This window comes from Aquimarina macrocephali (assembly GCF_051627225.1).
GTDB lineage: Bacteria > Bacteroidota > Bacteroidia > Flavobacteriales > Flavobacteriaceae > Aquimarina > Aquimarina macrocephali.
The window spans coordinates 4,208,994-4,232,410 of record NZ_CP151795.1; the positions used below are offsets into that span (position 1 = coordinate 4,208,994).

Sequence of the window (23,417 nt, forward strand, 5' to 3'; positions counted from 1 at the left end):
AGGTTTTATGAGTCTATGATGCAACATTTTTTTGCCATTATTTTTTATTTAGCTCAACCTTCTTTTTAAAAACTTGAAAATCAGTTTTTTCTTCAAAAAAAAAATGGCTTGAATTTTGAATAACAAGCTACAGAAACCTTAAATACTTCTTTTATATATTTGTATACTATTGACCTATATATTATGTTATGAAGAGTTATAAAAACAATATAAAAATGAAAAGTAAATACCTTTTAGTTTTTGCCTTACTTATCTCTAGCTATACATTTGCACAAAAACCTATTCTACTAGAAGATTTTTCTTTTAAAATTGGAGAAAAATATAAACGAATAAGAAGTGTAAACACCTATCACGTAGCTTCAGGAAATCGATTCGTTTCTATTAAGAAAGGCCGTAACACTATGACCATACAGCGATATTCTCTGGATAACCTTAAAGAAGATGTAAAGAAACGACAAGTTGTAGATGATAAAGGAAATTTTGAAACTGTTATGAAGCTAGGAGGAAAAGCTGTAGTGTTTTATTCTATAAATGATAAAGCATATGCACAAAAAGTATCTCTTACAGGTATAGTGGTAGAGAAACCTATTCAACTTGTTAATGACAGAGAAAATGTCAATAGAGATTTTGGTTTTAAGAGCACCTATGGATTTGATGCTGGCGGAAGAATTAACAAATTTGTTTTTAAAAAATCTGCGGATGAAAAAAAAATATTGATTTTATATCGTATAGAAACAAGTGCAGGAAAAGGAGATAAAATAGGAATGGCTGTCTATAATGATGATCTAAGTCTCCTGTGGAAAAGAAAAGTAACATTACCGTATTCTTCTGATAGAATTCAAAATGAAGATTTTGCTATTGGCAATGATGGACATTTTTATATGACTGCTTCTATTTTTAATTCAGAATCAAAGGATAAAAATAAATTAGAAAACACATACCATACTGAAGTTTTTAGGATTACCGAAGAGAGCGGTAGCGAAATCATAAAAAGTAAGATCGATGTTGCTGGTAGATCAATTACCGATGCCGTTATTGAAATTGACGGAGCGGGAAAAGTAAAAGTATCTGGCTTTTATGCTAATTCAAATAATAAAGAAGAGGTTTCTGGAGTTTTTTCTGCTACTTTGTCTGAAAGCGGTACAGTAGGTTCTGTAATAAAAAGTGATATTCCTTTAGAAACGTTAGAAGGATTTGCTTTAAAGAGAGAAGAGCGGGTTAATGAAGGAACGCAAAAAGAAAATGATCTAAAAGATCTTGAAAAACTTAGAATAAATGATATCGTATTTAATAGTGATGGTAGTACAACCTTTCTGGGAGAACAACGTTTTGTAGAATCATTTACAACATCCAGTTCCTCGGGTTCCAGAACAACATATAGATATTATTACAGAGATATTTTTGTTCTAAAACTAGGGTCAGATAATAGAATGATATGGATGCATAAACTACCAAAGTATCAGATGGGAACAAATAGTAAGCGTAGTATGTCTTTTTTAAATTTTAAAAATGATGGTAAACTATATTTGTTTTATGTTGATGACTTTACTAACCTAAAACGATCATTCGATGAAACGCCTACACGATATTTTGATGGTAAAAAAGAATTTATTTACCTTACATCCTATGTCATTGATGATGCTACAGGAGAGGTTACTAAAGAGGCAATTCTTACCGGAAGTGATATCAGAAATTCCCGATTAGATGTGATAGAACTTACTAAAGCTGCAATGCTACCCAATAAAAGCATGATTATGGAAGCTTATGATGGTAAAAAGAGTAATCTATTACTTAAAATATCACTGGCCAAATAATAAATCGGCTTTTTTTACGATAAAAAAGTAATGAAGATTTTATTGATCATAGTATTTTTTATCTTTTCCATAGGTGATACTGTTCGTATTGAAGATATACGAGATGCTTATAAGACATGTAGTGAATCTAAAGAAAAGACTGAGCAGTTCTATGAACTTACACAAAAAGGATTGCAAAATGATGGAGCAATTTATCAAGCTTATCATGGTGCAGCACTTGCATTAAAAGCATCGTTTTCCTGGAATCTTTTTAGCAAAATATCGTATTTTAACAAAGCAAAGAAAATGATAGATGCAGCTATATTGTCTGAACCAGATAATATAGAATTGAGAATGGTTAGACTAAGTATTCAAAACAATGCCCCTAAAATTGCTGGGTACCATAAAAATTTAGAAGAAGATAAGGATTATATATTTGATAATATCGATAAGGTAGATGATAAGGAGTTAAAATTATACATAGAAAATTTTATAGCATATTCTTCTATTTTTTCTGAGTAGGTAATTAAACGAGTTCATTGTTTTAAGAAGTAATTTTTTTACAATAAATTACCTTCTTTTTGTTGTTGTAATCTGTTGTGAAAAAGAGATAGTTATCACCTCCGTCCTTGATTTTAAACTTTTTTCGTAGTGTAGCAACAGATTCCGGAAAGTTACGTATTGTAATGTTTGCTTTGGTAATTCCTGTTTTAGACAGTACCTTTTTTTGATATGGATACACTGCTATAATTTCAAACCTTCTCCCTGGGAAATCAATTTTATGATCAGAAGTATATAAATGCGAATTAACATGAAGCTTTTTTAACTCAAATGCAGTGGCAATACTTTGGAAACTTCCACTTTTTAGAATTGCAGCATTAGGTTCATAAAGATAGGCCATAGGCAATCCTAAATCGGCAGATTGTATAGCTTCATCTTTTAATAAAAAAGAAAATTCCTGATGTATCGTTTTTTGAATGTTGATAGTTATGATTTTGATATCACCGGTATAGGTTTTATCAAGAATCCATATCAATTCTTTAACTTCATTTTCTACAGCAACGACATGAATTTCTTTTATGTTTTGTAATGCTTTACTTCCAATTTGAATATCCAGTAAGGGAGAAGTTTTGACCAGAATGTTTTTACTTTTGCTAAAGAGAATATCTAAATTCGAAGGTACATCGGGTAAACAGTCTTCTAGAAAGAATACTTTTCCTTTACTATCATGTCTTCTGGAAGGGTCGATGTAAATCCAATCCAGGGTATTGTGATTTTTCATAATATCTAATCCATCTCCAATACTGGTTTGGATGTTTTTCTGACCGAGTATTTCAAAGTTATGCGCAGCAATTTTGCTTAGCGTTGCATTTAGTTCACAATGAATTACTGATGTGATCCGTTTGGCAAAAAAATAATCATCAATCCCAAAACCACCAGTTAAGTCGATTAAAGAAGCTCCCGAAACAAGCTTGCTTTTATACAAAGCAGTTATTTCAGAAGAAGTTTGCTCTAGGTTAAGTGTTGGTGGGTAATAGATTCTATTTTTAGCATACCAGGAGGGTAGTTTTCTTTTTGCCTTACGTTTTCCCTGGATTTGTTGAGCTAGTTCTTTACCAGAGATTCCTTCAAAAGGGCTTCCGCTTAAAATCAGAGTACTTATATCGAGTGTACTATTAGATTTTTCAGTAATAAATTCCTGGACCTCTTTATGTAGTAGTAAAGGATTCAATTAGAGATCTTTGGTAAGTGTTTTTACAATTTTATATTCCGAAAGAAATTCTTTAGAAATTACTTTGATCGCAGTATAAAAAGGTACTGCAACGATAAGTCCTCCGATACCAAAAAGCAATCCAAAAATAAGGATGGCCAAAAAGATTTCTAACGGATGGGATTTTACACTGTTCCCAAAAATCAAGGGCTGATTCAAGAAATTATCAATTAGTTGAATTGCCAGATAACCAATCAAAATGTAAGTTAGTTTAGGCAAAATCACAGTTTGGAAATCAAATCCTAAATTACTGGTAATCGCCAGTATAATCATAAATATCCCGCCAAATAGAGGGCCTACGTATGGGATTAGATTACAAATAGCAGCAATTAAAGCGACTGCAATTGCATTATGGACCCCAAATATCAATAAGAGGATAGTGTATAAAATAAAGAGAATAACTATCTGTAACAGTAGACCAACAAAGTAACGCGAGAGTAAATCTTTAATTTTGGTAAATGCTCTCATAAATCTGTTTTCATCTTCTTTTTTTGCAAGTACTAATAAACTATTTTCAAGAAGAAGACTATCTTTCAACAAAAAGAAAGAAATAAATAAGACCGAGAATAACCCAATTAGAACAGCTCCGAAACCACTTAAAAACGAGTTTATAGCATTAGGGATAACTTTTAAATCAAAAAATTGCATCAGATCAGTTTGTTTGATCAGTTCTACAAAATTTAGTTTTTCTATTTTGAAATAAGTACTAACCTCCTGATTAAGTCTATTTATATCATTACCCAATTTATTGATATCAATTTCGCCAATTAGTTGCCCTTGTTCACTAACGATAGGAACAAACAACATGAAAATACTCATAAATAACCCTATAACAATTAGTAGCGTAGTGATTACGGCCAATGAGTTTTTAAATTTCAGTTTCTTTTTAAGAAATAACACTAATGGTCTACCCATTAAAGAAATTACAGAAGCAAAGGCAATGTATATAAGGACAGATTGTATTTTATAGAGAAACCACAGTAATCCCAGAACACCAATAATAATAGCTACCGCTCTTAAGATTCCGTATGCAATTGTTTTTGAATTCATATTTTAAAATTTCAAGGCATCAAAGGTTCAAAGTTACAAAGTTTTGATTTGTGCTTTTTTATATAAACTCTAGAGTATTATTTTTCACTATTCATTACTTGTTTTGTAATTTCATATAGAGCAATTCCTGTTGCTGTTGCAACATTCATACTACTATTATTACCATACATATTAATATGTACACTGTGTTTTACTAATGCCAAAACTTCATTAGACACTCCAAAATTTTCTTCACCGATCACGAGCACTATTTTTTCCTGCGGTGATGGGATATAATCAGAAACAGGTATACTTGTATCGGTAATTTCTAATGCCAGGATCGTATACCCATCGGATTTAAATTGTTGTATGGTATGTATAATATCTTCTGCTTGATGATGAGGTATACTCTCGTGTGTAGCTCTTGCTGTACGTTGCATACGCTTACTAACCACGGTAATACCTTCTCCGCAAAAATAGATTTGTTCGATACCAAAACTATCTGCAATTCTAAATATACTTCCAATATTCGCTGGCGAATTCACCCGATCACATACAAGAGTTATCGGAAATTGATTTTTTATAAACTGATTATTATGATGATGTAATTGCTCTGACATTAATTCTCAAAAGCGTATTTAATAATATTAGCTCCCATTTTTAGTGCTTTGGATCTTACTTCTTCTGGATCGTTATGTACTTCTGGATTTTCCCAACCATCGCCAAGGTCACTTTCAAAAGAAAAGAGCAGTACTAAGCGATTCTCATGGATAATCCCAAGTGCTTGTGGTTGTTTTCCATCATGCTCATGGATTTTGGGTAATCCTTCCGGAAAATTATATTTTGAAGAAAAGAGAGGGTGTGTCACAGGTAATTCTACCAGTTCCTTATCAGGAAAAACTTTAATGAGTTCTTTTCGGATATAAGGTTCCATACCATAATTATCATCAATATGTAAAAAACCACCGCTTAATAGGTAATTCCTTAGGTTTTCGGCATCTACATCTGTAAAAAAAACATTACCATGTCCTGTCATATGAATATATGGATACTGAAATATATCAACACTCTCTGGTTTTACTGTTTTTGGTTTGGCAGATATTGCAGTATTAATATTTTGATTGCAAAATGTAATAAGATTAGGAAGAGCAGTAGGATTACTATACCAATCACCACCTCCTTTATATTGTAAAATGGCAATATCTTGCCCATAAATTGATATGGTAGTCAAAAAAAAGAAGATATATCCAGTAAGTTTTATCATCATACTCGTCTAAAATAAAGCCTAAAAGTACTAAAATTATGCACATGTTACAGAAGCTTATGATGCTATTAACGCTTATTGTTCTGATACCTGTTAATGCTCAGGAAAGTGATAAATCAGCAATAGTATTAGAATTATTTACCTCTCAAGGCTGTAGTAGCTGTCCGCCGGCAGATGAATTACTAGAGGATATTAAGAAAAAACATAAAGATCAAAATGTAGTTGTGCTATCATATCATGTAGATTATTGGAATAGATTGGGGTGGAAAGATCCATTTAGCACATCAATCTTTAGTGATTATCAAAGAAGTTATGCACAACAATTTAGAAGTAGATCAATATATACTCCGCAATTGGTAGTGAATGGGAGTGAGCATTTTACGGGGTCGGATCGTTATAAGGCGGATATAGCTTTAAAAAAATATTCAAAAGCTAGTGCCAACTCTACTATTTTGATAAAAGAGATACGACAAGAGTCTTCTCATATTGTTTTTAATTATAGAGTAAATGGAGAGTCATTCAATACGATAACATTAGCTTTGGTAGTTTCTGAGCGTATTACTAATATATCCAAAGGCGAAAACCGAAATAGGACATTAAAAAATACGAATATCGTAGCGAATCGTATAGTTAAAAAAGAAGAATCCGGTAGTGTATCGCTGACTATTCCTGATTGGGTTTCAGAAAATGATGAACTATCTGTAATCGCATATACACAAGATAAAACTTTAAAAACTACAGGAGCTACAAAGTTGGCCCTTCTTAAATGATTTCTGGGGCATAGCATATTCTTGAATCCCTTATAGTTTTATAGTACAGATTCTGTACTATTCAAAATCATTATAGTAACTTTGAATGAATGCGTTTTAATCTTAGCTTTAAGTGAGGATTATATATAGATCAATGAAGTTATGGAAATAAACGATATACATAGTTTTCTTACGTATTACTCTAGGATAAAAGATCGTACCAGGAGATTATTTGAATGTATTCCAACAGAAAAAATAGAATGGACCACTAGCAAAGGAAAATTTACTATTGGTGATATTATACGACATCTGGCACTTACAGAAAGGTTTATGTATGTCGAAAATGTTCAACTAAGACCTAGTTTATATACTGGCTGTGGAGAAAGTTATGCTAAAGGATATCAAAATACAATTAACTTGTATAATGAACTACATCTTGAATCAACAGAAATTCTTTCACAACTTAAACCAGAAGATTTGCATGAAAAATGTGAAACACCAGGAGGCCATAAAATAACAATATGGAAATTGCTAAGAGCTATGGTAGAACATGAAATTCATCACAGGGGAGTGCTATACACGTATCTGGCACTATTGGATATAAAGACTCCTCCTATATTTGGGTTAACCTCAGAAGAAGTAATACAAAAAAGATAATCGCATGCAATTCGAGAGTATCTGGGAAGAATATAAAAAGCCGTTGTTAAATTTCATTAAGACAAAAATTGGCGATAAAGATATAGGCGAAGATATATTACAAGATGTAGGTATAAAGCTATATACTACATTACGCAAAAGTGAGAAAATTAATAATCATAAATCCTGGCTTTTTCAAGTAACAAGAAATACGATTGCAGATTATTATAGAAAAAATAAAATACCAACCACAATTATAAAAGATCAACCAGAGATCCCCAAAACATCAATATCTAATGTTTGTGTGTGTGATTTATCGGGTTTTGTTATTCAAAATTACCTTCCACAACAATATGGAGAAGCACTCTATCTAAGTGATATAGAACAAAAACCTCAAAAAGAGATTGCCAAAATTTTAGACCTGAGTTTAACAGCTACTAAGTCAAGAATACAAAGAGGACGAAAAAAACTAAAAGAATTAGTGACAGATTGTGTTGATATATCATACAATAAAAAAGGGCAGATAACAGGGTTTCTACTCAAAAATGATTGTGAATTACCACCAGAGCTGATCACCGAGATAGAAAAAATAAACTTAATTCTATAAACTTGCATCTTTTTGTTCTATTTGCACGACTACAAGTTAAAATAGAATAATGAAGCAAAATAAAGTTTTACCCCTTTTAGTCGTTCCCGTTTTACTATTAATAACTGGGGTAATTGCATCCTTAACGATAAGTAAGAGTTGGAGTTTTGAAATATCATCATATATAATCTTTCTCTTTACAGCAATTTATATTTTGGTACTAGAGCAAATAATCCCATTAAAAACCAAATGGAAAACCAAAAAAAGTAACCTTTGGTCAGACGTAAAGCATTTTTTATTTTCGGCTGCACTTTTTGATGCGTTAGGAAAAACGATTTCATTAACATTTGTACTATACCTACAACAGCTTTTCTTTAAACCGTTAGAGGTATGGGGCGGTTTTCCGCTTATATTTATATTTGTGATTGCAAATATAATAGGCGAATTTTTGCCTTATTCCTACCATAGGATTAGTCATGTTGGAAATCGTAATTCGATACTAAGTTTATTGCTTTGGAAAATACATTCTATTCATCATTTACCAACTTCACTAAACTGGTTTAAAACAAATTGGATACATCCAATTAATATCTTCTTAAATACAGTGTTTAAAATGGTGCCTCTTTTACTTTTAGGATTTCATGAAGAAGCTATCTTTTTGGTAGGAGTAACACATGTGGTGATAGCATATATTTCACATGCCAATATCAAAACGAAAACAGGTTTTTTGGATTATTTGATCGTAACTCCGCAAATACACCATTTTCACCATAGTAAACTACTACACGAAGCTAAAAATTACGGGAATATCATACCGTTTTGGGATTTGGTTTTTGGAACGTATTATAATCGTATAGGAGAAGTAGACGATGTAGGGGTCATAGAAAACCATATTTTATACCCGAAACAGAAAAACTACCTCCAACAGTTATTATTTCCATTTAAGCGAGTTTTTAAGGAATGTTGTCAAGTAAAGTGACTACTATTATTTAATTCAAAAATGATTACAATATATACATTTGTAAATGTACATAAGTACAATTGCCTTTTGTAACTTTGATACAACAGTCTGATCATATACAATAGTCAAAAATGCAAATATCCGAAATAGCACAGAAACTTAGTCATCTATTAGAAAAGGGAGCAAAGCTAATACGTGATAGCAGTGAAAACGAACTTAAATTCAAACCTTCACCAAATAAATGGTCGAAAAAAGAAATTTTAGGTCACCTGATAGATTCTGGAATAAATAACCTGCAAAGATTTACAGAAATCCAATTTGAAAAGAAACCTTATAAAATTCGAAAATATAATCAAAATGAACTCGTTAATGTAAATCATTATAATGAAGCTAATTCTGATGAAATATTGAGTTTTTGGTTAGCCATTAACAAACGAATAAGAAAAATAATTGAAGTGCAAGATGAGCATACTTTAGCATATCAAATTGAAATTAATAAAGGAGAAAAATCTGATTTTAAGTTTTTAATTGAAGACTACATAAATCATATGGAACATCATTTAAATCAAATAGCAAAATGAGTAAGACAGTATTTATAACAGGTGCAAGTAGGGGAATTGGTTTTGCATTATCAGAACATTTTATTAAAAATGGCTATAAAGTTATAGGCACGAGTAGAACCGGTGAAATCAAAACGATATCTCATAATAATTTTGAGGTTATCAAACTAGACTTGTCTGATAAGAGTAGTATAAAAAAATTAGAAGAACTGCTCGAACACAAAAAATTGAGTATTGATATCTTAATTAACAATGCTGGGATTGGGCCTGATTTATATTCCCTGGAACCAGAAGAAGTGTCATTTGAAAATACATTTGATGTAAATGTAACCGGAACCGTATTTCTTACAGAGTTACTTAGTAAATATGTAGTACATGGCGGAAAAATCATCAATATATCTTCTAAAATGGGCTCAATAGAATTATGTGAATTAACAGATTCTGTGGCTTATAGAATGTCAAAAACGGCAATAAATATGTATGCTAAAATTTTGACAAATAGATTTATAGATAAAATAAAAGTTGCTTCGGTTCATCCAGGTTGGGTGCGAACAACTATTGCAGGTACAGATGTCAATGGTAGGATATCTTCAGAGGAGTCTGCATCAAAAATAGTTGATTTTGTGACTAGTAATTTTATAACGGGTACATTTTGGGATGCCGAAACCCAATCAGAAATTCAATGGTAATGTAATTTAAATATTAAGAGAAAAAAATGGAATACTTCACTTTGGCAAGAGTACTACATGTTCTAGCTGTGATTTTATGGATAGGTGGAGTGGCTATGGTAACAACTGTAATTATTCCAGCTGTTAAAAACCTAAAATCAAAGGAAGACCAGATAAAAACCTTTGAACAGATAGAAGGTAAATTTGCCTTGCAAGCCAAAATCACAACATTAATAACGGGTATAACAGGGTTTTATATGCTGTATGTACTTGATGCATGGGATAGATATTTTGATTATAGATTTTGGTGGATTCATGCAATGACTTTGGTTTGGATATTATTCTCACTAATTCTCTATGTTTTAGAACCACTTGTATTGCATAAATTGTTTAAAAAATATGCTGAGGAAAATCCTGCAAAAACATTTAGATTTATGCACCGTATGCACTGGATTTTACTCGTGTTAAGTTTACTTACAACCGCAGGAGCAGTTGCAGGTAGTCATGGATGGTTCTTTCTGAAATAATCAATAAGAAAATAATGAGTACTAACGATCAATTTTATTTTGATAAGCATGAGCCCAACAAAAGCTGTTTGTTGACCATGCGTAGTATTATTCTTAATCAAGATGAAGATATTACCGAAACACGTAAATACGGGATGCCGTGTTTTTGTTATAAAGGAAAAATGTTCTGTTACTTATGGGTTGATAAAAAGACTCATGAACCCTATTTTCTTATGGTAGAAGGAAAACATCTTGATCACCCCCAATTAGAATCAGGTGATCGTTCAAGAATGAAAATTTTCAGAATAGATCCAAACAAAGATCTACCTGTATCTACAATCAATTTAATTTTGAATCAGGCATTAGATTTATATAGAAACGGAACTATTCTAATTACTAAGAAGTAGTATCGAAAATCAACAAAAAGAATACAATCCAAAATTAGGATAACATACAATTTACCCAAACAAACTAAAAAAAGATGAAACAATATCGAGATCAAGGTGCAGTAGGAGCACTACTGGATGAATATGAAAAGACATTGACAGAAGTTATTTCTGTTTTGTCTGATATTAGTAACCAGAAATTGATTGCTATTGTGGATGATAAAACCAAAGACCCGGATTGTAGGTCAATACAGACTATTTTGACCCATGTTATAAGAGCTGGATATTGTTATGGTATTGAAATAAGAAAATCATTAGGGGAACAGATCGATTATGTAGAACGCAAAACATTAAATAGTGTAAAAGAATATCAAACCGGATTACAAGAAATGTTTATATACAATGAACAATTGTTTATAGATTACCCTAATTTAAATCTTGAAGAAAAAGATCCTGATAAAAAAATAGTAGTAGCGTGGGGACAGCGGTATAATATTGAGCAGTTGTTAGAACATGCTATTGTACATGTTTTAAGACACAGAAGACAAATCGAAAGGTTTTTAATAAAATTAAGTGCTTAACAAGTATTAGAATAGGATACCATTACGGCACTACTTTTAAAACAACGAATTGATTAAGTTGCGGAAAAAAGGAATTAAAATTATTATCAGAAATTACAACAATCGTTCGACTACCATCTTTTAATTTTGGTCCAAATGAAAAACCTTCGAGATTGTCTACGGTGTTATTTGTGAGTTGACTTCGAATGCTGTCAAAAGTAAAAAGCAACGTTTTTGTTGCTGCAGTGTAGGTTGCAGTAGTCAATGTCTCTATAGACAGCGTATTTGTAGCATTTGTAGCATCTACCTTATAAATCTTTACTGTATTTCCTCCGTCTATATATCCTGAAGAGAAAGAACGCTCTAACGCCAGAAATTTATTGGTGTCGTATTCTATAATCTCCACCAAACCATTGATAGCAAATGTTGTTCCTAAAGTAGGCACACGCGTTACAGGATCCAGTTCGTAGGTAAATTGCCGTTCTGCAGTTCCTGATGTTTTGTTTATGAATGTAATTCGCACAGGAGATTGTGTATCTGTTGTAGTAGGTTCTGGACCGTCTTCGATAAGAGGTAACTCAAAAGAAACCCAATATCCTTTATTCTCAAAATCTAATGAAAGGCCCTCTAAGACTCCATTATGCCTTGGTCCAGAGGCGTTATCTACTGTGTTGGCCTTAAAGTTATCAGGCAGTGTAAAACGTTTGATTTGATTTCCTTCAGGAGCTATTTCGATCAAAGCCGGATCCACACCATTAGTGATAGAACCCTCACTGGTATATATAATGGTACCCGTAACAGAATCAAATCGTATAGCTTCAGGATCAACAACTCCTTGTGTTAATGAAATACCTGCATCATCTTTAATTTCTATCATAGAGGTAATACCAACCGAAGTAAAACCATCTATGGTATACGTTACATCTGCTTCATAATATCGTATAGGTGGGGTAGAAGTATCACAGATAATATACCACTTGCCATTTTGATAATCAATTCCAGAAAAGCCTCCGATAGGAATACCATCAATTTCCTGATCTGCAAGTACAGATTCATCGATATACTCAAGAGCACTAATTGTATTTTGCTCATTTACAGGGAGTATTGGCGTAGGTTTATCATCTGTCTCTGTTTCTGTATCACTCGTATTTGAAGAACAACACCAACATACCAAAACGATCAAAAAAAGTTTTTTTACTACCTGTATCATAATGAATTGCATTAAGGGATAAAGATATTAATTCGTAACGAAAGATACTCTCTATAAATTCACAAATACTCTCTTGTAATTTACTAGTAAATACTTAAAATAAAACAGGCTTTTACCCCTGTATTTATGGGGTGTAACCACTTGATAATCATTGTGTTATTTTGTAAATTAGTAGTAATAAGTCAGTGTAGGAAAACATCAGGAAAAGTCTTTGATTTCTCATTGCCGGATACTCAAAAAAATCAATAGCTAAAGGAGGCCGATTATTTGAACCTAAGCTATGCTGCAATATAGAAGAATATATTTTTAACCAATTTAAATATAAATCATCATGAAAACAATTGTATGTAGTGTAGCCTTTTGCTTTATTACAAGTATGGGCTTTTCACAATTTCAACGCTCTTATGGAACAGAAAAATGGGAGTTAGGCTGGGCCCTTGACCAACTTCAGAAGGTTGAAAAAGGGTATTTAATCGGTGGGTATACTTCAAAAAGCTTTATAGGCGATATAGAAGCTACTTTGATGAAAACCGATCTAGACGGAAACCAAATTTGGTCTCGTGTGTATGGTGGTACTAGACAAGAATATTTTAGTTCGGTACGACAATCAGAATATTTTAGTCCCAATAACAAGGTTGCTTATATTGCTGCAGGACATACCAAAAGTTTTGGTTTTGGGTCAGGCGATGCATTTCTTATGGGAGTGGATAGCAATGGTTCTCCAGTTTTTTCAGCAGTTTATGGAGGTAAGGAGTTTGATACATTTCGATGTGCGCAAAACATAAAAGATGAAAATGGTAAACCTGGATATATCATGGTAGGTAATACATTTAGTTATGGTAATGCTTTTCCTGGGTCTAATGTTTATGTAGTACGAACAGATCTTATGGGTAATGTTACAAAGGCCACTGTGATTGGGGGCAGGGGAGATCAGATAGGTAGCTGGATAGAACAAACCAGAGATGGTGGTTATATTATCTCGGGATATAGTACAAATTATAGATGCGGGGGGAGTGCTACCCTAACGAATCCACCTGAAGATATATTTGTCATCAAGTTAAAGCCTGATCTTACGATAGAATGGAATAGAATATTAGGCTATCCTAAAGAATTGGACGGAGCAATAAATTATACGAATCTGGCAACTTGTGTAAAACAAAATAGACAAGGAGACTTTGTGCTTACTGGGTACACCAATAGTTTTGGAATTAACAATTCTAATGATGCCTTTTTATTATACATGAGTAGCACCGGAAATTTTCAGGGAATGAAAACCTATGGAACCCGAAGAGATGAATATGGTTATGGTCTTGAAGAAACCTTTGATACTGCTGGAAATCAGCAATATACAATAGTGGGAAGTAATACCATATTTTCAACGTATCAAGCAATGTTATTTCAAACGGATACTGGAGGTAACCTTCAGTGGGTACGTAATTACGGAAAAACAGGCCGAGAGAGCTCAGATGAACTTGTAATTGATGTTTTTAATAAAGGTTTTGCCTTTGTTGGATTTACTGACTCTATAGGAGTAACGGGTTCGAGAGATATCTATCTTGTAGAAACAACGGCAACAGGAAAAACAGGTACAGATTGTGAGAAAGAGATAGACTTGAAAGTAATAAAGCATGAACCATGCGTTACCAGAAGTGCACAACAGATTTTTGTAAAAGACTATGAAAGAATACAACCTAAAGTAATTAGAGTAGAGTATAAGGAAGGTAGGTGTGAAAATGTTGTTGGTTCTAAGACAGAAGAAAATAAAACATTAGAAAAAGATGGATTACTATATCCTAACCCGGTAAATAATTTACTTACTATAAATATCGAAAAAACATCTGCAATCACAAAGGTTGAGGTTTTTGATGTGCATGGTAAGATGGTTATTAAAAATGCAGAGATAGGCCAAAAAGAAAAAATAGTGCTATCTACAGAAAACTTACAGCCAGGAATGTACATAGTTAAACTAAGGACTCAAAATGGAGAAACTCGTATGATGAAATTCCTTAAGAAATAAAAATATTTAGTATTGTAACTAGATAATTAAAATTGAGCTGCTTCAGTTATTTTGAGGTAGCTCATTTTTATGTATTTATAAAAGCTACACTATGCGCAGCAACAATTGCTGCAGTCTCAGTTCGCAATCGGGTTTCTCCCAATGTAACAGGGGTATATCCCGAACGTAGTGCTGTATCAATTTCTTTTGTCGAAAAATCTCCTTCGGGACCAATAAGAATAGTAGTGTTTACTTCTTGCAGAAGAACACTTTTTAAAGATTGCTTTTTGGTTTCTTCGCAATGAGCGATTAATAAATGGTCTTTATTTTCTTGTTTTATAAACTCCGAAAATGTAATAGCAGGGTTTAGTTTAGGTAAATAACATTGTAGCGATTGTTTCATTGCACTTTGCAGGATACGCTCGAATCGTTCTGCTTTAATGATTTTTCTCTCACTATGATCACAAATAACAGGAGTAATTTCATCGATACCAATTTCAGTAGCTTTTTCTAAGAACCATTCATATCGATCATTCATCTTGGTAGGAGCAACAGCCAGATGCAGTCTATATTTTCTATGATATTGTTGCTCATGGCTTTCAATTTTTGCAATACATTGGGATGGGTTAGAAAACGTGATACGCGCAATAAATAAAACTCCATAACCATTGGTAATATGCAATTGATCACCCTCTTTTTTTCTTAATACTTTGGCAATGTGCTTACTTTCTTCTCTCGAAAATTTTATTTCGCTACTGGATGCTGTTAAGGTATGGTTATAGAATAATTGCATTTTACATTTTTATTGTCAAAAGTCAGGTTATACATTTATATAATTCCCGGGATTAGAATTTCATTCGGGCTTTGGCTACAACACTCATATCAGTAAAATCTTTTTCCAGATATTTTAAATACCCTACAATCCCAATCATTGCAGCATTATCTGTGGTGTATTCAAACTTGGGAATATAAGTTTTCCATCCATACTTTTGTTCTCCTTCTTTTAATGCTTTTCTAATTCCCGAATTTGCAGAAACACCGCCACCAATTGCAATACTTTTAATACCGGTTTGTTTCGAAGCTTTTTTTAGTTTATCTATCAGAATATTAATGATTGTATACTGTAAAGAAGCACATATATCATTAAGATTTTCGGCTACAAAATTAGGGTCTTCTTTTACTTTTTTCTGAACAAAATAGAGGACAGAAGTCTTAAGTCCACTAAAACTGAAATTGAGTTCGCCAACTTTTGGCTTAGGAAAAGGAAATGCTTTTGGATTACCCATCTGCGCATATTTATCAATTAATGGCCCACCCGGATAGGGTAAACCAAATATCTTTGCACTTTTGTCAAAAGCTTCTCCAACAGCATCATCGATAGTTTCACCAATAATTTCCATATCAAAATGTGCATTAACCTTAACAATCTGTGTATGTCCACCACTTATTGTCATTGCCAAAAAAGGAAATTCTGGGGTCTCAAACTCATCTTCTTCAATAAAATGAGCCAAAATATGCGCTTGCATATGATTAACATCTATTAACGGAATATCCAAAGCCAAAGCGAATGACTTAGCAAAAGAAGTTCCTACTAATAAAGATCCCATTAATCCAGGGCCTCGGGTAAAGGCGATGGCATGTAAATCTTCTTTCTTTATATTTGCTTGTTTAATTGCCTGATCGATTACAGGAACAATATTTTGCTGATGTGCTCTAGAAGCTAATTCGGGTACAACACCACCATATAACTCATGTATTTTTTGCGATGCAACAACATTGGATAAAACCTGTCCATTACATAATACAGCAGCAGAAGTATCATCGCATGAAGACTCAATACCGAGGATGTATATTTTTTGTGGATTCATTATGAGGAAAAGGGCATAGAAATTGTTAATATTGTCAACAAAGTTAAAACAATAAAACGTATCAGGAAATTTAGGAAAATATTGTTAAGGACATTTCTTGTCCTTTTATCGCTATTTGCATTTTTGGTAGTGCTGTTTTCTATTCCTGCGGTCCAAACATATTTTGCAGAAAAAGTTACCAATTACCTTAATGAAACCTATGGTGTTGATATTCATATTGACCGAATTGGATTAACCTATGCTGGTAATGTATATCTTGAAGAAATCTTAGTTAGAGACCATCATCAGGATACATTGATATATGCCAGTAGTATCAAAACTTCGATAGGAAGTATTACACAAGTTACTCAAGGCAGACCCGAATTGGGGCAAGTTTCTATAGAAGACCTGATCTTTGATATGAAAATATATAAAGATGAAAGTAGTGATAACCTGATGACGTTTGTTAGAAAATTTAATACAGGGAAAAAACCACCTTCTGGAGAAAAATTTATCCTTTCAACAAAAAATATTAATCTGCAACGAGGAAAATATAGTTTTACTAATGAGAATTTAAGAAACCCAAAAGCCGTAGAATACACCAATATTGTTCTTGATGCAGAGAGCTTGGTAGTAGACGGAGATGATGTGTATATTACTATAGATGCGTTATCATTTAAAGATTTTAGAGGATTAGATGTCTCCAAACTTCAAACCTGTTTTACGATAACTGCGACAGATATGAGGTTTCAGGAACTGGTTATAGAAACCAAGGATTCTAAGATCAAAGGTGAAATCCTATTTTCTTATGATGTTGGAGGGTTAGACGACTTTGAAAATAAAGTAAATATCACTGCAGATTTTGATAAAGCAACTATTTCTACCAATGATTTGATTCCTTTTTATAGAGAATTTGGAAAAAACCAAATGCTGAGAATGCAAAATACATCGGTTAGAGGAGTGCTTAATGATTTTAAAATAGTTAATGCAAACATTTCGGGATTAGACAGATCCACAATACAAGGAAATATAAGAATTAAAAATGCAGTAAGTGATGCCTCAAAATTTGAGCTCGAAGGAGATTTTACAAATTTAACCAGTAACTATTACGATTTGGTGAATTTGTTGCCAGGAGTACTAGGGAACTCTTTACCAAGACAATTATATCAATTCGGTAGTGTACGTGCAGTAGGTAATGCTATTGTAACTACAAAAACTGTAGATATTGATATGGACCTGTTTTCGCAATTAGGAAAGATCAATGCCTTTGTTTTACTTGAGAACCTTAATGATATAGAACGCGCATCGTATAACGGAAATATTATTTCTAATAATTTTAATGTTGGTCAGCTATTAGGTAGAAAATCAATAGGAAATTCTGTTTTTGATATTCATGTAGACGGAACAGGTTTTACTTTAAAAAGCTTAGATACCAAGATAGAAGGTGATATTAGCAAGCTTGATTTTAATGGATATACGTATACAGATTTAAAAGCACAAGGGAACCTTAAAGACCGTGTATTTGATGGTAATCTTAATTCTAAAGACCCTAATGTGAGGTTTAGTTTTAATGGGGTAGCTGATTTATCACAAGAAATACATAACTATAATTTTAAGGCCTATGTAGATCATATGGATCTTAATAAACTAAACTTATTTACCAGAGATAGTATTTCTGTTTTTAATGGTGATGTATACATGAACATGAAAGGAACAGGTATCAATGATGCTTTCGGAACTATTGCTTTTGAAAAAACATTGTACACCAACCAGGATGCTGGATTTTATTTTGAAGATTTTGAGATCACATCAAGCTTTGATGATAAGAACATACGTACCATTACAATCAATAGTCCGGATATTGTAGAGGGTAATGTAAAAGGAGTGTTTAGGTTTGAAAATGTTTACGACCTGTTTAGAAATTCTATAGGAAGCTTGTATACCAATTTTGAAGCTACCGAAATTACAGATGATGAGTTTATGGAGTTTGATTTCAATATTTATAATAAAATAGTTGATGTATTCTTTCCAGAAGTTCAATTTGCACCTAATACTAGTATTAAAGGAAAAGTAGAGAGTAATGAATCAGAGTTTAAACTTACGTTTAAATCACCTTCGATTCAAGCCTTTGATAATTTTATGGAGGATGTAGATATCCAGATTGATAATAAAAACCCATTATTTAATACCTACATCGCTATTGATAGTATAGACTCAAAATATTATGATGTTTCCGAGTTTAGTCTTATTAATGTAACCTTAAAGGATACCTTATTTATGCACTCAGAATTTAAAGGAGGAGAAAATAATAAAGACAACTTTAACCTGGAGTTCTATCATACTATAAACGAAGAAAATAATTCTGTAGTAGGGATAAAAAAATCTGATTTCACATACAAAGGCCATACCTGGTATGCCAATAGAGAAAAGAGTAGAACAAACAATAAGATCATTTTTGATAATGATTTTAAAAATATAGATATACGATCGGTAATCTTTAGTTATCTGGATGAAGAGATCAAACTTAATGGTATTACCAGGGGTAAAGATTATAAAGACCTAAAAGCAACCTTTGAAAATGTAGATCTTAATAAAATTACACCCAGGATTGATAGTTTAAATTTTAAGGGAAGAGTAGATGGAGAATTATCTGTTCTTCAGGAAAATGGGAATTACCTTCCGACCTCTACTGTAGTGATTCGGGATTTAGAGGTTAATAAGACTCTACTGGGGGAATTAAGGTTTAATGTTTCCGGAAACGAGGATCTTACTCAATATAATGTGAATACACGATTGATTAATAGCGAAAAACAAAAAACATTATCAGCAATAGGAGGGATCAATGTTTCAAAAAAGAATCCAGCAATAGATGTGGATCTGGAATTAGATAATTTCGATATTTCAGAATTTAGTGCACTTGGAGGAATAGTGATTACCAATATACGAGGATTCGTTTCGGGAGAAGCAAAAATATCTGGTAGCTATAAAAATCCTTCTATGGATGGGGTATTGACATTAGATGGAGTTGGACTTACTGTACCCTATCTTAATATTGACCTCGATTTTGATGATAACTCAAAGGTAAGTTTAAAACAACAACGTTTTAATTTTGATGATGTTGATATTACAGATACAAAATATAAAACCAGAGGTATTCTTGGTGGATATATTGCACATCGTAGGTTTTCTAAATGGGAACTTGGGTTAGAAATATTAGCTAATGAAAGACTCCTTGTTTTGGATACCGAAGAAGATGAAGAGTCCCTATACTATGGTACCGGTTTTATAAGCGGCGAAGCAACTATCAAAGGGCCAACCGATGAACTGGTTATTGATGTTAATGCAACGACCGAAAGAGGGACTATTTTCAAAATCCCGTTAAACGAAACAGAATCTATAGGAGATAATTCATATATACACTTTTTAAGCCCTGAGGAGAAACGAGCTCGGTTAGAAGGAAAAGAAATTATATTAGATGATATAAAGGGACTAGAACTTAATTTTGAACTTGATGTAAATGATAATGCCGAAGTAGAGGTGGTCGTGGATAAAAGTACAGGAAGTTCATTAAAAGGACGCGGAGCCGGAACATTACTTATTGAGATTAATACCAATGGTAAATTTAATATGTGGGGCGATTTTGTAGCTTATGAAGGAACATATAATTTTAGATATGGAGCCTTTGTAGAAAAGCTGTTTACCGTTAGAGAAGGAGGAACAATTAACTGGGATGGGAGTCCTACACGAGCAGTTTTGGATCTTAGTGCAGTATATAAAACAGAAGCAAATCCTGCAATATTGTTAGAGAACTCTTCGATAAATCGTAAAATTCCTGTAGAAGTAGTTATAGACCTTCAGGGAGAATTAATTCAACCTAATGTTAATTTTAATATAGAATTTCCAAACTTAAGCTCTGTGATAAAAAGTGAGTTGGATTATAAACTAAGCGATCAGTCTAATAAAGAATTACAAGCACTCTCTTTGGTGTCTTCTGGACAGTTTTATAACGGAACTCTTGATGCTAATGCACTTACTGGTGGTTTGGTTGCAGAACGAGCATCTAGCCTTTTTAATGGAATATTTTCTGACGAAGATGATAAATTTCAGGTAGGATTAAATTATGTTCAAGGTGTTAAAAGCTTGGATCAGGAAGACGCAGATCAATTTGGATTAACGCTTTCTACTCAGATTAGTAACAGAATTCTGATTAACGGACGAGTAGGAGTCCCTATTGGGGGAGTTAACGAATCTAATGTAGTTGGGGATGTAGAAGTAGAATACCTTTTTAATGAAGAAGGATCACTAAGAGGAAAGATCTTTAATCGACAAAATACAATTCAATTTGTCGGTTCAGGAAATCAGGGGTATGAACAAGGGATAGGACTTTCATATTCGGTCGATTTTGATAATTTTAATGAGTTATGGACTAAGATCTTTAAAAGTAAAAAAGTAAAAGATTCTATTGCAAAACCTAAGGATACTACCAAAATAGAATCTCCGAATTTTATTAACTTTACCGAGAAGAATAACTAATTCTGGTTATTTTTATCATCCTGTTAAATATTTAATTATGGCAAAAGAGATAAGAACCATTGGTGTCATGACTTCGGGAGGAGATGCTCCGGGAATGAATGCTGCAATACGTGCTGTAGCAAGAGCATGTGCTTATTATAATGTGAAATGTATAGGGTTTTATCGAGGATATCAGGGGATGATAGAAGGAGATTATACGGTAATGAATGCCAGAAGTGTTCGTAATATTATTAGTAGAGGAGGAACGATACTTAAATCTGCCCGATCTGTGGATTTTAAAACTCCCGAGGGTAGAAAAAAAGCGGCAGATCACCTTAAAAAAATAGGAATAGATGCTATGGTTCTTATTGGTGGTGATGGTACGTTTAGAGGAGGACAGATTTTTAGTGAAGAGTATGATATTCCTGTAATCGGTGTTCCTGGTACCATAGATAATGATATAGCGGGTACGAATTATACAATAGGCTATGATACTGCATTAAATACAGTGATCAATGCAATAGATAAAATACGAGATACGGCCAGCTCACATAACCGATTATTTTTTGTTGAGGTAATGGGGCGTGATGCAGGATTTATTGCTCTTAATAGTGGAGTAGGTGCAGGAGCAGAAGAAATTTTAATCCCAGAAGAAGATTTAGGCCTTGATCGATTATTAGAATCACTAAAACGCAGTAAGCGATCAGGTAAATCTTCGAGTATAGTTGTGGTAAGTGAAGGTGACAAAACAGGAAAAAATGTATATGAACTGGCAGACTATGTAACAGAAAACCTACCAGATTATGAGGTAAGAGTAACCGTTTTGGGACATATGCAACGTGGTGGCTCCCCATCATGTTTTGATAGAACACTGGCTAGTCGATTATGTGTTAAAGCGGTAGAATTACTTCTTGATGGAAAGAAAAATGTAATGGTCGGCATTATTAATAATGAGATTACAGCAACAAGTTTTGATGTTGGCCTAAGAGAAGGTCACGAAATTAATAAAGAATTACTCCGAATTTCTGATATTCTTTCTACTTAACGTGAATTCGATGTAAGGATTTAGTTTAAAAAAGCCGTCAAATTGAGACATCCAATAAAAATTTTATCTAGTGTTTAAGCTTGACGTTCCAAAGCAGGGCTTTGAAATCTTTTTTCACCAGTATAAGATTTGTTTTGCGTTAAAAAATCTTGAAGCCTTGGAAAGACTTTAGCAAAATAAATCTGGTTTTCAATGAAATTAAAAAATACCTTGAAAAAGCGCCTTTTCTTTTGGTTCTGTTTGCTGCCGGGCGAGCAAAGAAAATGAACAGAAAGCCAAATCAAAGGAAATTAGATGAAATTTAAGAGTGTATAAGTTTATGAAAAACAAATCATTATGAAATACGTCAATGGTAGTGATTTTTCATAGTGACCTCTCGACTGCGCTCGAGATGACGTGGAGAAAAATTGTATCGACCCTTCGACGAAGCTCAGGATGACAAGGCTTTTGTTTGAAAATTTACTTGTCTTCGATACAATTTCCTACCGAAAATCACTCTGACTGACATAAATTTTCTTATTTCATCATAAAAACCTCTCGAACTTATACTTTTTTTTGAAATACTAGTTTTTAAACACGGCATGTATTTAATTATTTGAAAATCAATAATTTGATTATTGAAAAGCAAGTCGTATTTGATAAATACCGACTTGCTTTTCTTGTTTTTGACTAGACTGTAACCTTACATTTGAGAAAACAAAAAAAGTAGGATGAACTATCACAAGGATATCAAAAGAAACAAATTCATAGCAGATGTTATAACTGGTATTATATAATAAAAACTCTTTTTTTAGTTCCGTTAGGGACCATATGTAAACTACCCCATAATTGCATTAAACAATGACTAATATTCTCATTACTTTACCTTAGATAATGCTCTACTACATTATTAAGGTTTAATCTGCAACTCATTATGAATAGTATTATCAAACAGATCAAACTTATAGAACGCATTGATCAGCTTATTCGATTGCAAGCTACAGGATCACCAGAAGAACTGATCTCTAAATTAGGAATCTCAAAAACAAAACTATATCGCATCATTAATACGATGAAAAGTTTAGATGCTCCTGTTGAGTATGACATCACTGTACAAAGTTTTGTGTATGCCGAACCGGTAGATTTTACTTTTGGATTCTATACAAAAGATCGAAAAACGAATATTATTAATCCTTTTATAGGGTAGTTAAGAGAACGGTTAACCCAAAACCTAGTAACCTGAAACCCTAAATCTGACCCCCTCATTATCTCACTTCAAAAAAAACTTTCATTTTTTTTTCTCAGTCCCGAAAAACGAAACTGGGATACCGTAATATTGCTACTGGAATACAATAAAAA

At 32.8% G+C, this 23,417-nt stretch carries 22 protein-coding genes; 15 read left to right on the plus strand and 7 right to left on the minus strand.

Translation table 11 applies throughout. The features are described from left to right. The first annotated feature begins 215 nt into the window (after nucleotides 1-215). A complete protein-coding gene (locus AAFU52_RS18360; RefSeq protein WP_438422993.1) occupies nucleotides 216-1,814 on the plus strand; it encodes a hypothetical protein in 1,599 nt (532 codons plus the stop codon). Nucleotides 1,815-1,844: 30 nt separating this feature from the next. Continuing rightward, complete coding sequence (locus tag AAFU52_RS18365) at nucleotides 1,845-2,315, plus strand: hypothetical protein (RefSeq protein ID WP_438422994.1); 471 nt, start codon at nucleotides 1,845-1,847, stop codon at nucleotides 2,313-2,315. 22 nt (nucleotides 2,316-2,337) lie between these two features. On the opposite strand, the gene AAFU52_RS18370 is transcribed toward AAFU52_RS18365, so the two are convergent. From AAFU52_RS18370 to AAFU52_RS18385, 4 genes are all read right to left on the minus strand, one after another. Next, a complete protein-coding gene (locus tag AAFU52_RS18370) occupies nucleotides 2,338-3,525 on the minus strand; it encodes a THUMP-like domain-containing protein (protein WP_438422995.1) in 1,188 nt (395 codons plus the stop codon). Next, nucleotides 3,526-4,614 carry an AI-2E family transporter gene (locus tag AAFU52_RS18375; RefSeq protein ID WP_438422996.1) on the minus strand — a complete coding sequence of 363 codons (1,089 nt, stop codon included), beginning with the start codon at nucleotides 4,612-4,614 and terminating at the stop codon, nucleotides 3,526-3,528. A 77-nt stretch (nucleotides 4,615-4,691) separates the two neighbouring features. Then, nucleotides 4,692-5,213, minus strand: coding sequence for a TrmH family RNA methyltransferase (locus AAFU52_RS18380; protein ID WP_024771072.1), 522 nt, complete (start codon nucleotides 5,211-5,213; stop codon nucleotides 4,692-4,694). Further along, nucleotides 5,213-5,857 carry a DUF4159 domain-containing protein gene (locus AAFU52_RS18385; RefSeq protein WP_024771071.1) on the minus strand — a complete coding sequence of 215 codons (645 nt, stop codon included), beginning with the start codon at nucleotides 5,855-5,857 and terminating at the stop codon, nucleotides 5,213-5,215. The genes AAFU52_RS18380 and AAFU52_RS18385 overlap by 1 nt, the downstream gene beginning before the upstream one ends. A gap of 44 nt (nucleotides 5,858-5,901) precedes the next feature. Here AAFU52_RS18385 and AAFU52_RS18390 point away from each other — a divergent pair, with 44 nt between their 5' ends. From AAFU52_RS18390 to AAFU52_RS18430, 9 genes are all read left to right on the plus strand, one after another. After that, entirely contained in the window at nucleotides 5,902-6,627 is a 726-nt protein-coding gene (locus tag AAFU52_RS18390; RefSeq protein ID WP_438422997.1) for a DUF1223 domain-containing protein, read from the plus strand. A gap of 141 nt (nucleotides 6,628-6,768) precedes the next feature. Then, nucleotides 6,769-7,263 carry a DinB family protein gene (locus AAFU52_RS18395; protein WP_438422998.1) on the plus strand — a complete coding sequence of 165 codons (495 nt, stop codon included), beginning with the start codon at nucleotides 6,769-6,771 and terminating at the stop codon, nucleotides 7,261-7,263. 4 nt (nucleotides 7,264-7,267) lie between these two features. Further along, nucleotides 7,268-7,849, plus strand: coding sequence for a sigma-70 family RNA polymerase sigma factor (locus tag AAFU52_RS18400; protein WP_438422999.1), 582 nt, complete (start codon nucleotides 7,268-7,270; stop codon nucleotides 7,847-7,849). Between the two features lie 49 nt (nucleotides 7,850-7,898). Continuing rightward, nucleotides 7,899-8,807: a sterol desaturase family protein gene (locus tag AAFU52_RS18405; RefSeq protein WP_438423000.1), complete on the plus strand. Its 909-nt coding sequence runs from the start codon at nucleotides 7,899-7,901 to the stop codon at nucleotides 8,805-8,807. A 113-nt stretch (nucleotides 8,808-8,920) separates the two neighbouring features. Then, nucleotides 8,921-9,370 carry a DinB family protein gene (locus AAFU52_RS18410; protein WP_438423001.1) on the plus strand — a complete coding sequence of 150 codons (450 nt, stop codon included), beginning with the start codon at nucleotides 8,921-8,923 and terminating at the stop codon, nucleotides 9,368-9,370. Continuing rightward, nucleotides 9,367-10,038 carry an SDR family NAD(P)-dependent oxidoreductase gene (locus tag AAFU52_RS18415; protein WP_438423002.1) on the plus strand — a complete coding sequence of 224 codons (672 nt, stop codon included), beginning with the start codon at nucleotides 9,367-9,369 and terminating at the stop codon, nucleotides 10,036-10,038. The genes AAFU52_RS18410 and AAFU52_RS18415 overlap by 4 nt, the downstream gene beginning before the upstream one ends. A 26-nt stretch (nucleotides 10,039-10,064) precedes the next feature. Further along, complete coding sequence (locus AAFU52_RS18420) at nucleotides 10,065-10,544, plus strand: hypothetical protein (RefSeq protein WP_438423003.1); 480 nt, start codon at nucleotides 10,065-10,067, stop codon at nucleotides 10,542-10,544. 14 nt (nucleotides 10,545-10,558) lie between these two features. Next, on the plus strand, nucleotides 10,559-10,930 hold the full coding sequence (locus tag AAFU52_RS18425) for a DUF1801 domain-containing protein (protein ID WP_438423004.1): 372 nt from the start codon (nucleotides 10,559-10,561) through the stop codon (nucleotides 10,928-10,930). A 74-nt stretch (nucleotides 10,931-11,004) separates the two neighbouring features. Further along, entirely contained in the window at nucleotides 11,005-11,490 is a 486-nt protein-coding gene (locus AAFU52_RS18430; RefSeq protein ID WP_438423005.1) for a DinB family protein, read from the plus strand. Nucleotides 11,491-11,512: 22 nt separating this feature from the next. Here the strand turns inward: AAFU52_RS18430 and AAFU52_RS18435 are convergent, their stop codons facing one another. Beyond that, nucleotides 11,513-12,679, minus strand: a complete 1,167-nt coding sequence (locus tag AAFU52_RS18435) for an esterase-like activity of phytase family protein (protein WP_438423006.1) — start codon at nucleotides 12,677-12,679, stop codon at nucleotides 11,513-11,515. 331 nt (nucleotides 12,680-13,010) lie between these two features. Here AAFU52_RS18435 and AAFU52_RS18440 point away from each other — a divergent pair, with 331 nt between their 5' ends. Then, nucleotides 13,011-14,696 (plus strand): T9SS type A sorting domain-containing protein, encoded by a 1,686-nt coding sequence (locus AAFU52_RS18440; protein WP_438423007.1) that lies wholly within the window; start codon nucleotides 13,011-13,013, stop codon nucleotides 14,694-14,696. A 67-nt stretch (nucleotides 14,697-14,763) separates the two neighbouring features. Here AAFU52_RS18440 and AAFU52_RS18445 read toward each other — a convergent pair whose 3' ends face one another. Both AAFU52_RS18445 and tsaD read right to left on the minus strand, forming a co-directional pair. Next, nucleotides 14,764-15,468, minus strand: coding sequence for a 16S rRNA (uracil(1498)-N(3))-methyltransferase (locus AAFU52_RS18445; RefSeq protein ID WP_438423008.1), 705 nt, complete (start codon nucleotides 15,466-15,468; stop codon nucleotides 14,764-14,766). A 52-nt stretch (nucleotides 15,469-15,520) separates the two neighbouring features. Beyond that, a complete protein-coding gene (gene tsaD / locus AAFU52_RS18450; protein WP_438423009.1) occupies nucleotides 15,521-16,543 on the minus strand; it encodes a tRNA (adenosine(37)-N6)-threonylcarbamoyltransferase complex transferase subunit TsaD in 1,023 nt (340 codons plus the stop codon). Nucleotides 16,544-16,624: 81 nt separating this feature from the next. Between tsaD and AAFU52_RS18455 the strand changes: the two genes are divergently transcribed. The 3 genes from AAFU52_RS18455 to AAFU52_RS18465 all read left to right on the plus strand — a co-directional run bounded on the left by AAFU52_RS18455 (nucleotide 16,625) and on the right by AAFU52_RS18465 (nucleotide 23,265). Then, nucleotides 16,625-21,055, plus strand: a complete 4,431-nt coding sequence (locus AAFU52_RS18455) for a translocation/assembly module TamB domain-containing protein (RefSeq protein ID WP_438423011.1) — start codon at nucleotides 16,625-16,627, stop codon at nucleotides 21,053-21,055. A gap of 37 nt (nucleotides 21,056-21,092) precedes the next feature. Next, entirely contained in the window at nucleotides 21,093-22,079 is a 987-nt protein-coding gene (gene pfkA / locus AAFU52_RS18460) for a 6-phosphofructokinase (protein ID WP_106794450.1), read from the plus strand. 913 nt (nucleotides 22,080-22,992) lie between these two features. After that, the gene (locus tag AAFU52_RS18465; RefSeq protein WP_024771054.1) at nucleotides 22,993-23,265 is read left to right on the plus strand and encodes a hypothetical protein; all 273 of its coding nucleotides are present in this window, start codon (nucleotides 22,993-22,995) and stop codon (nucleotides 23,263-23,265) included. The last annotated feature ends 152 nt before the right edge of the window (nucleotides 23,266-23,417 follow it).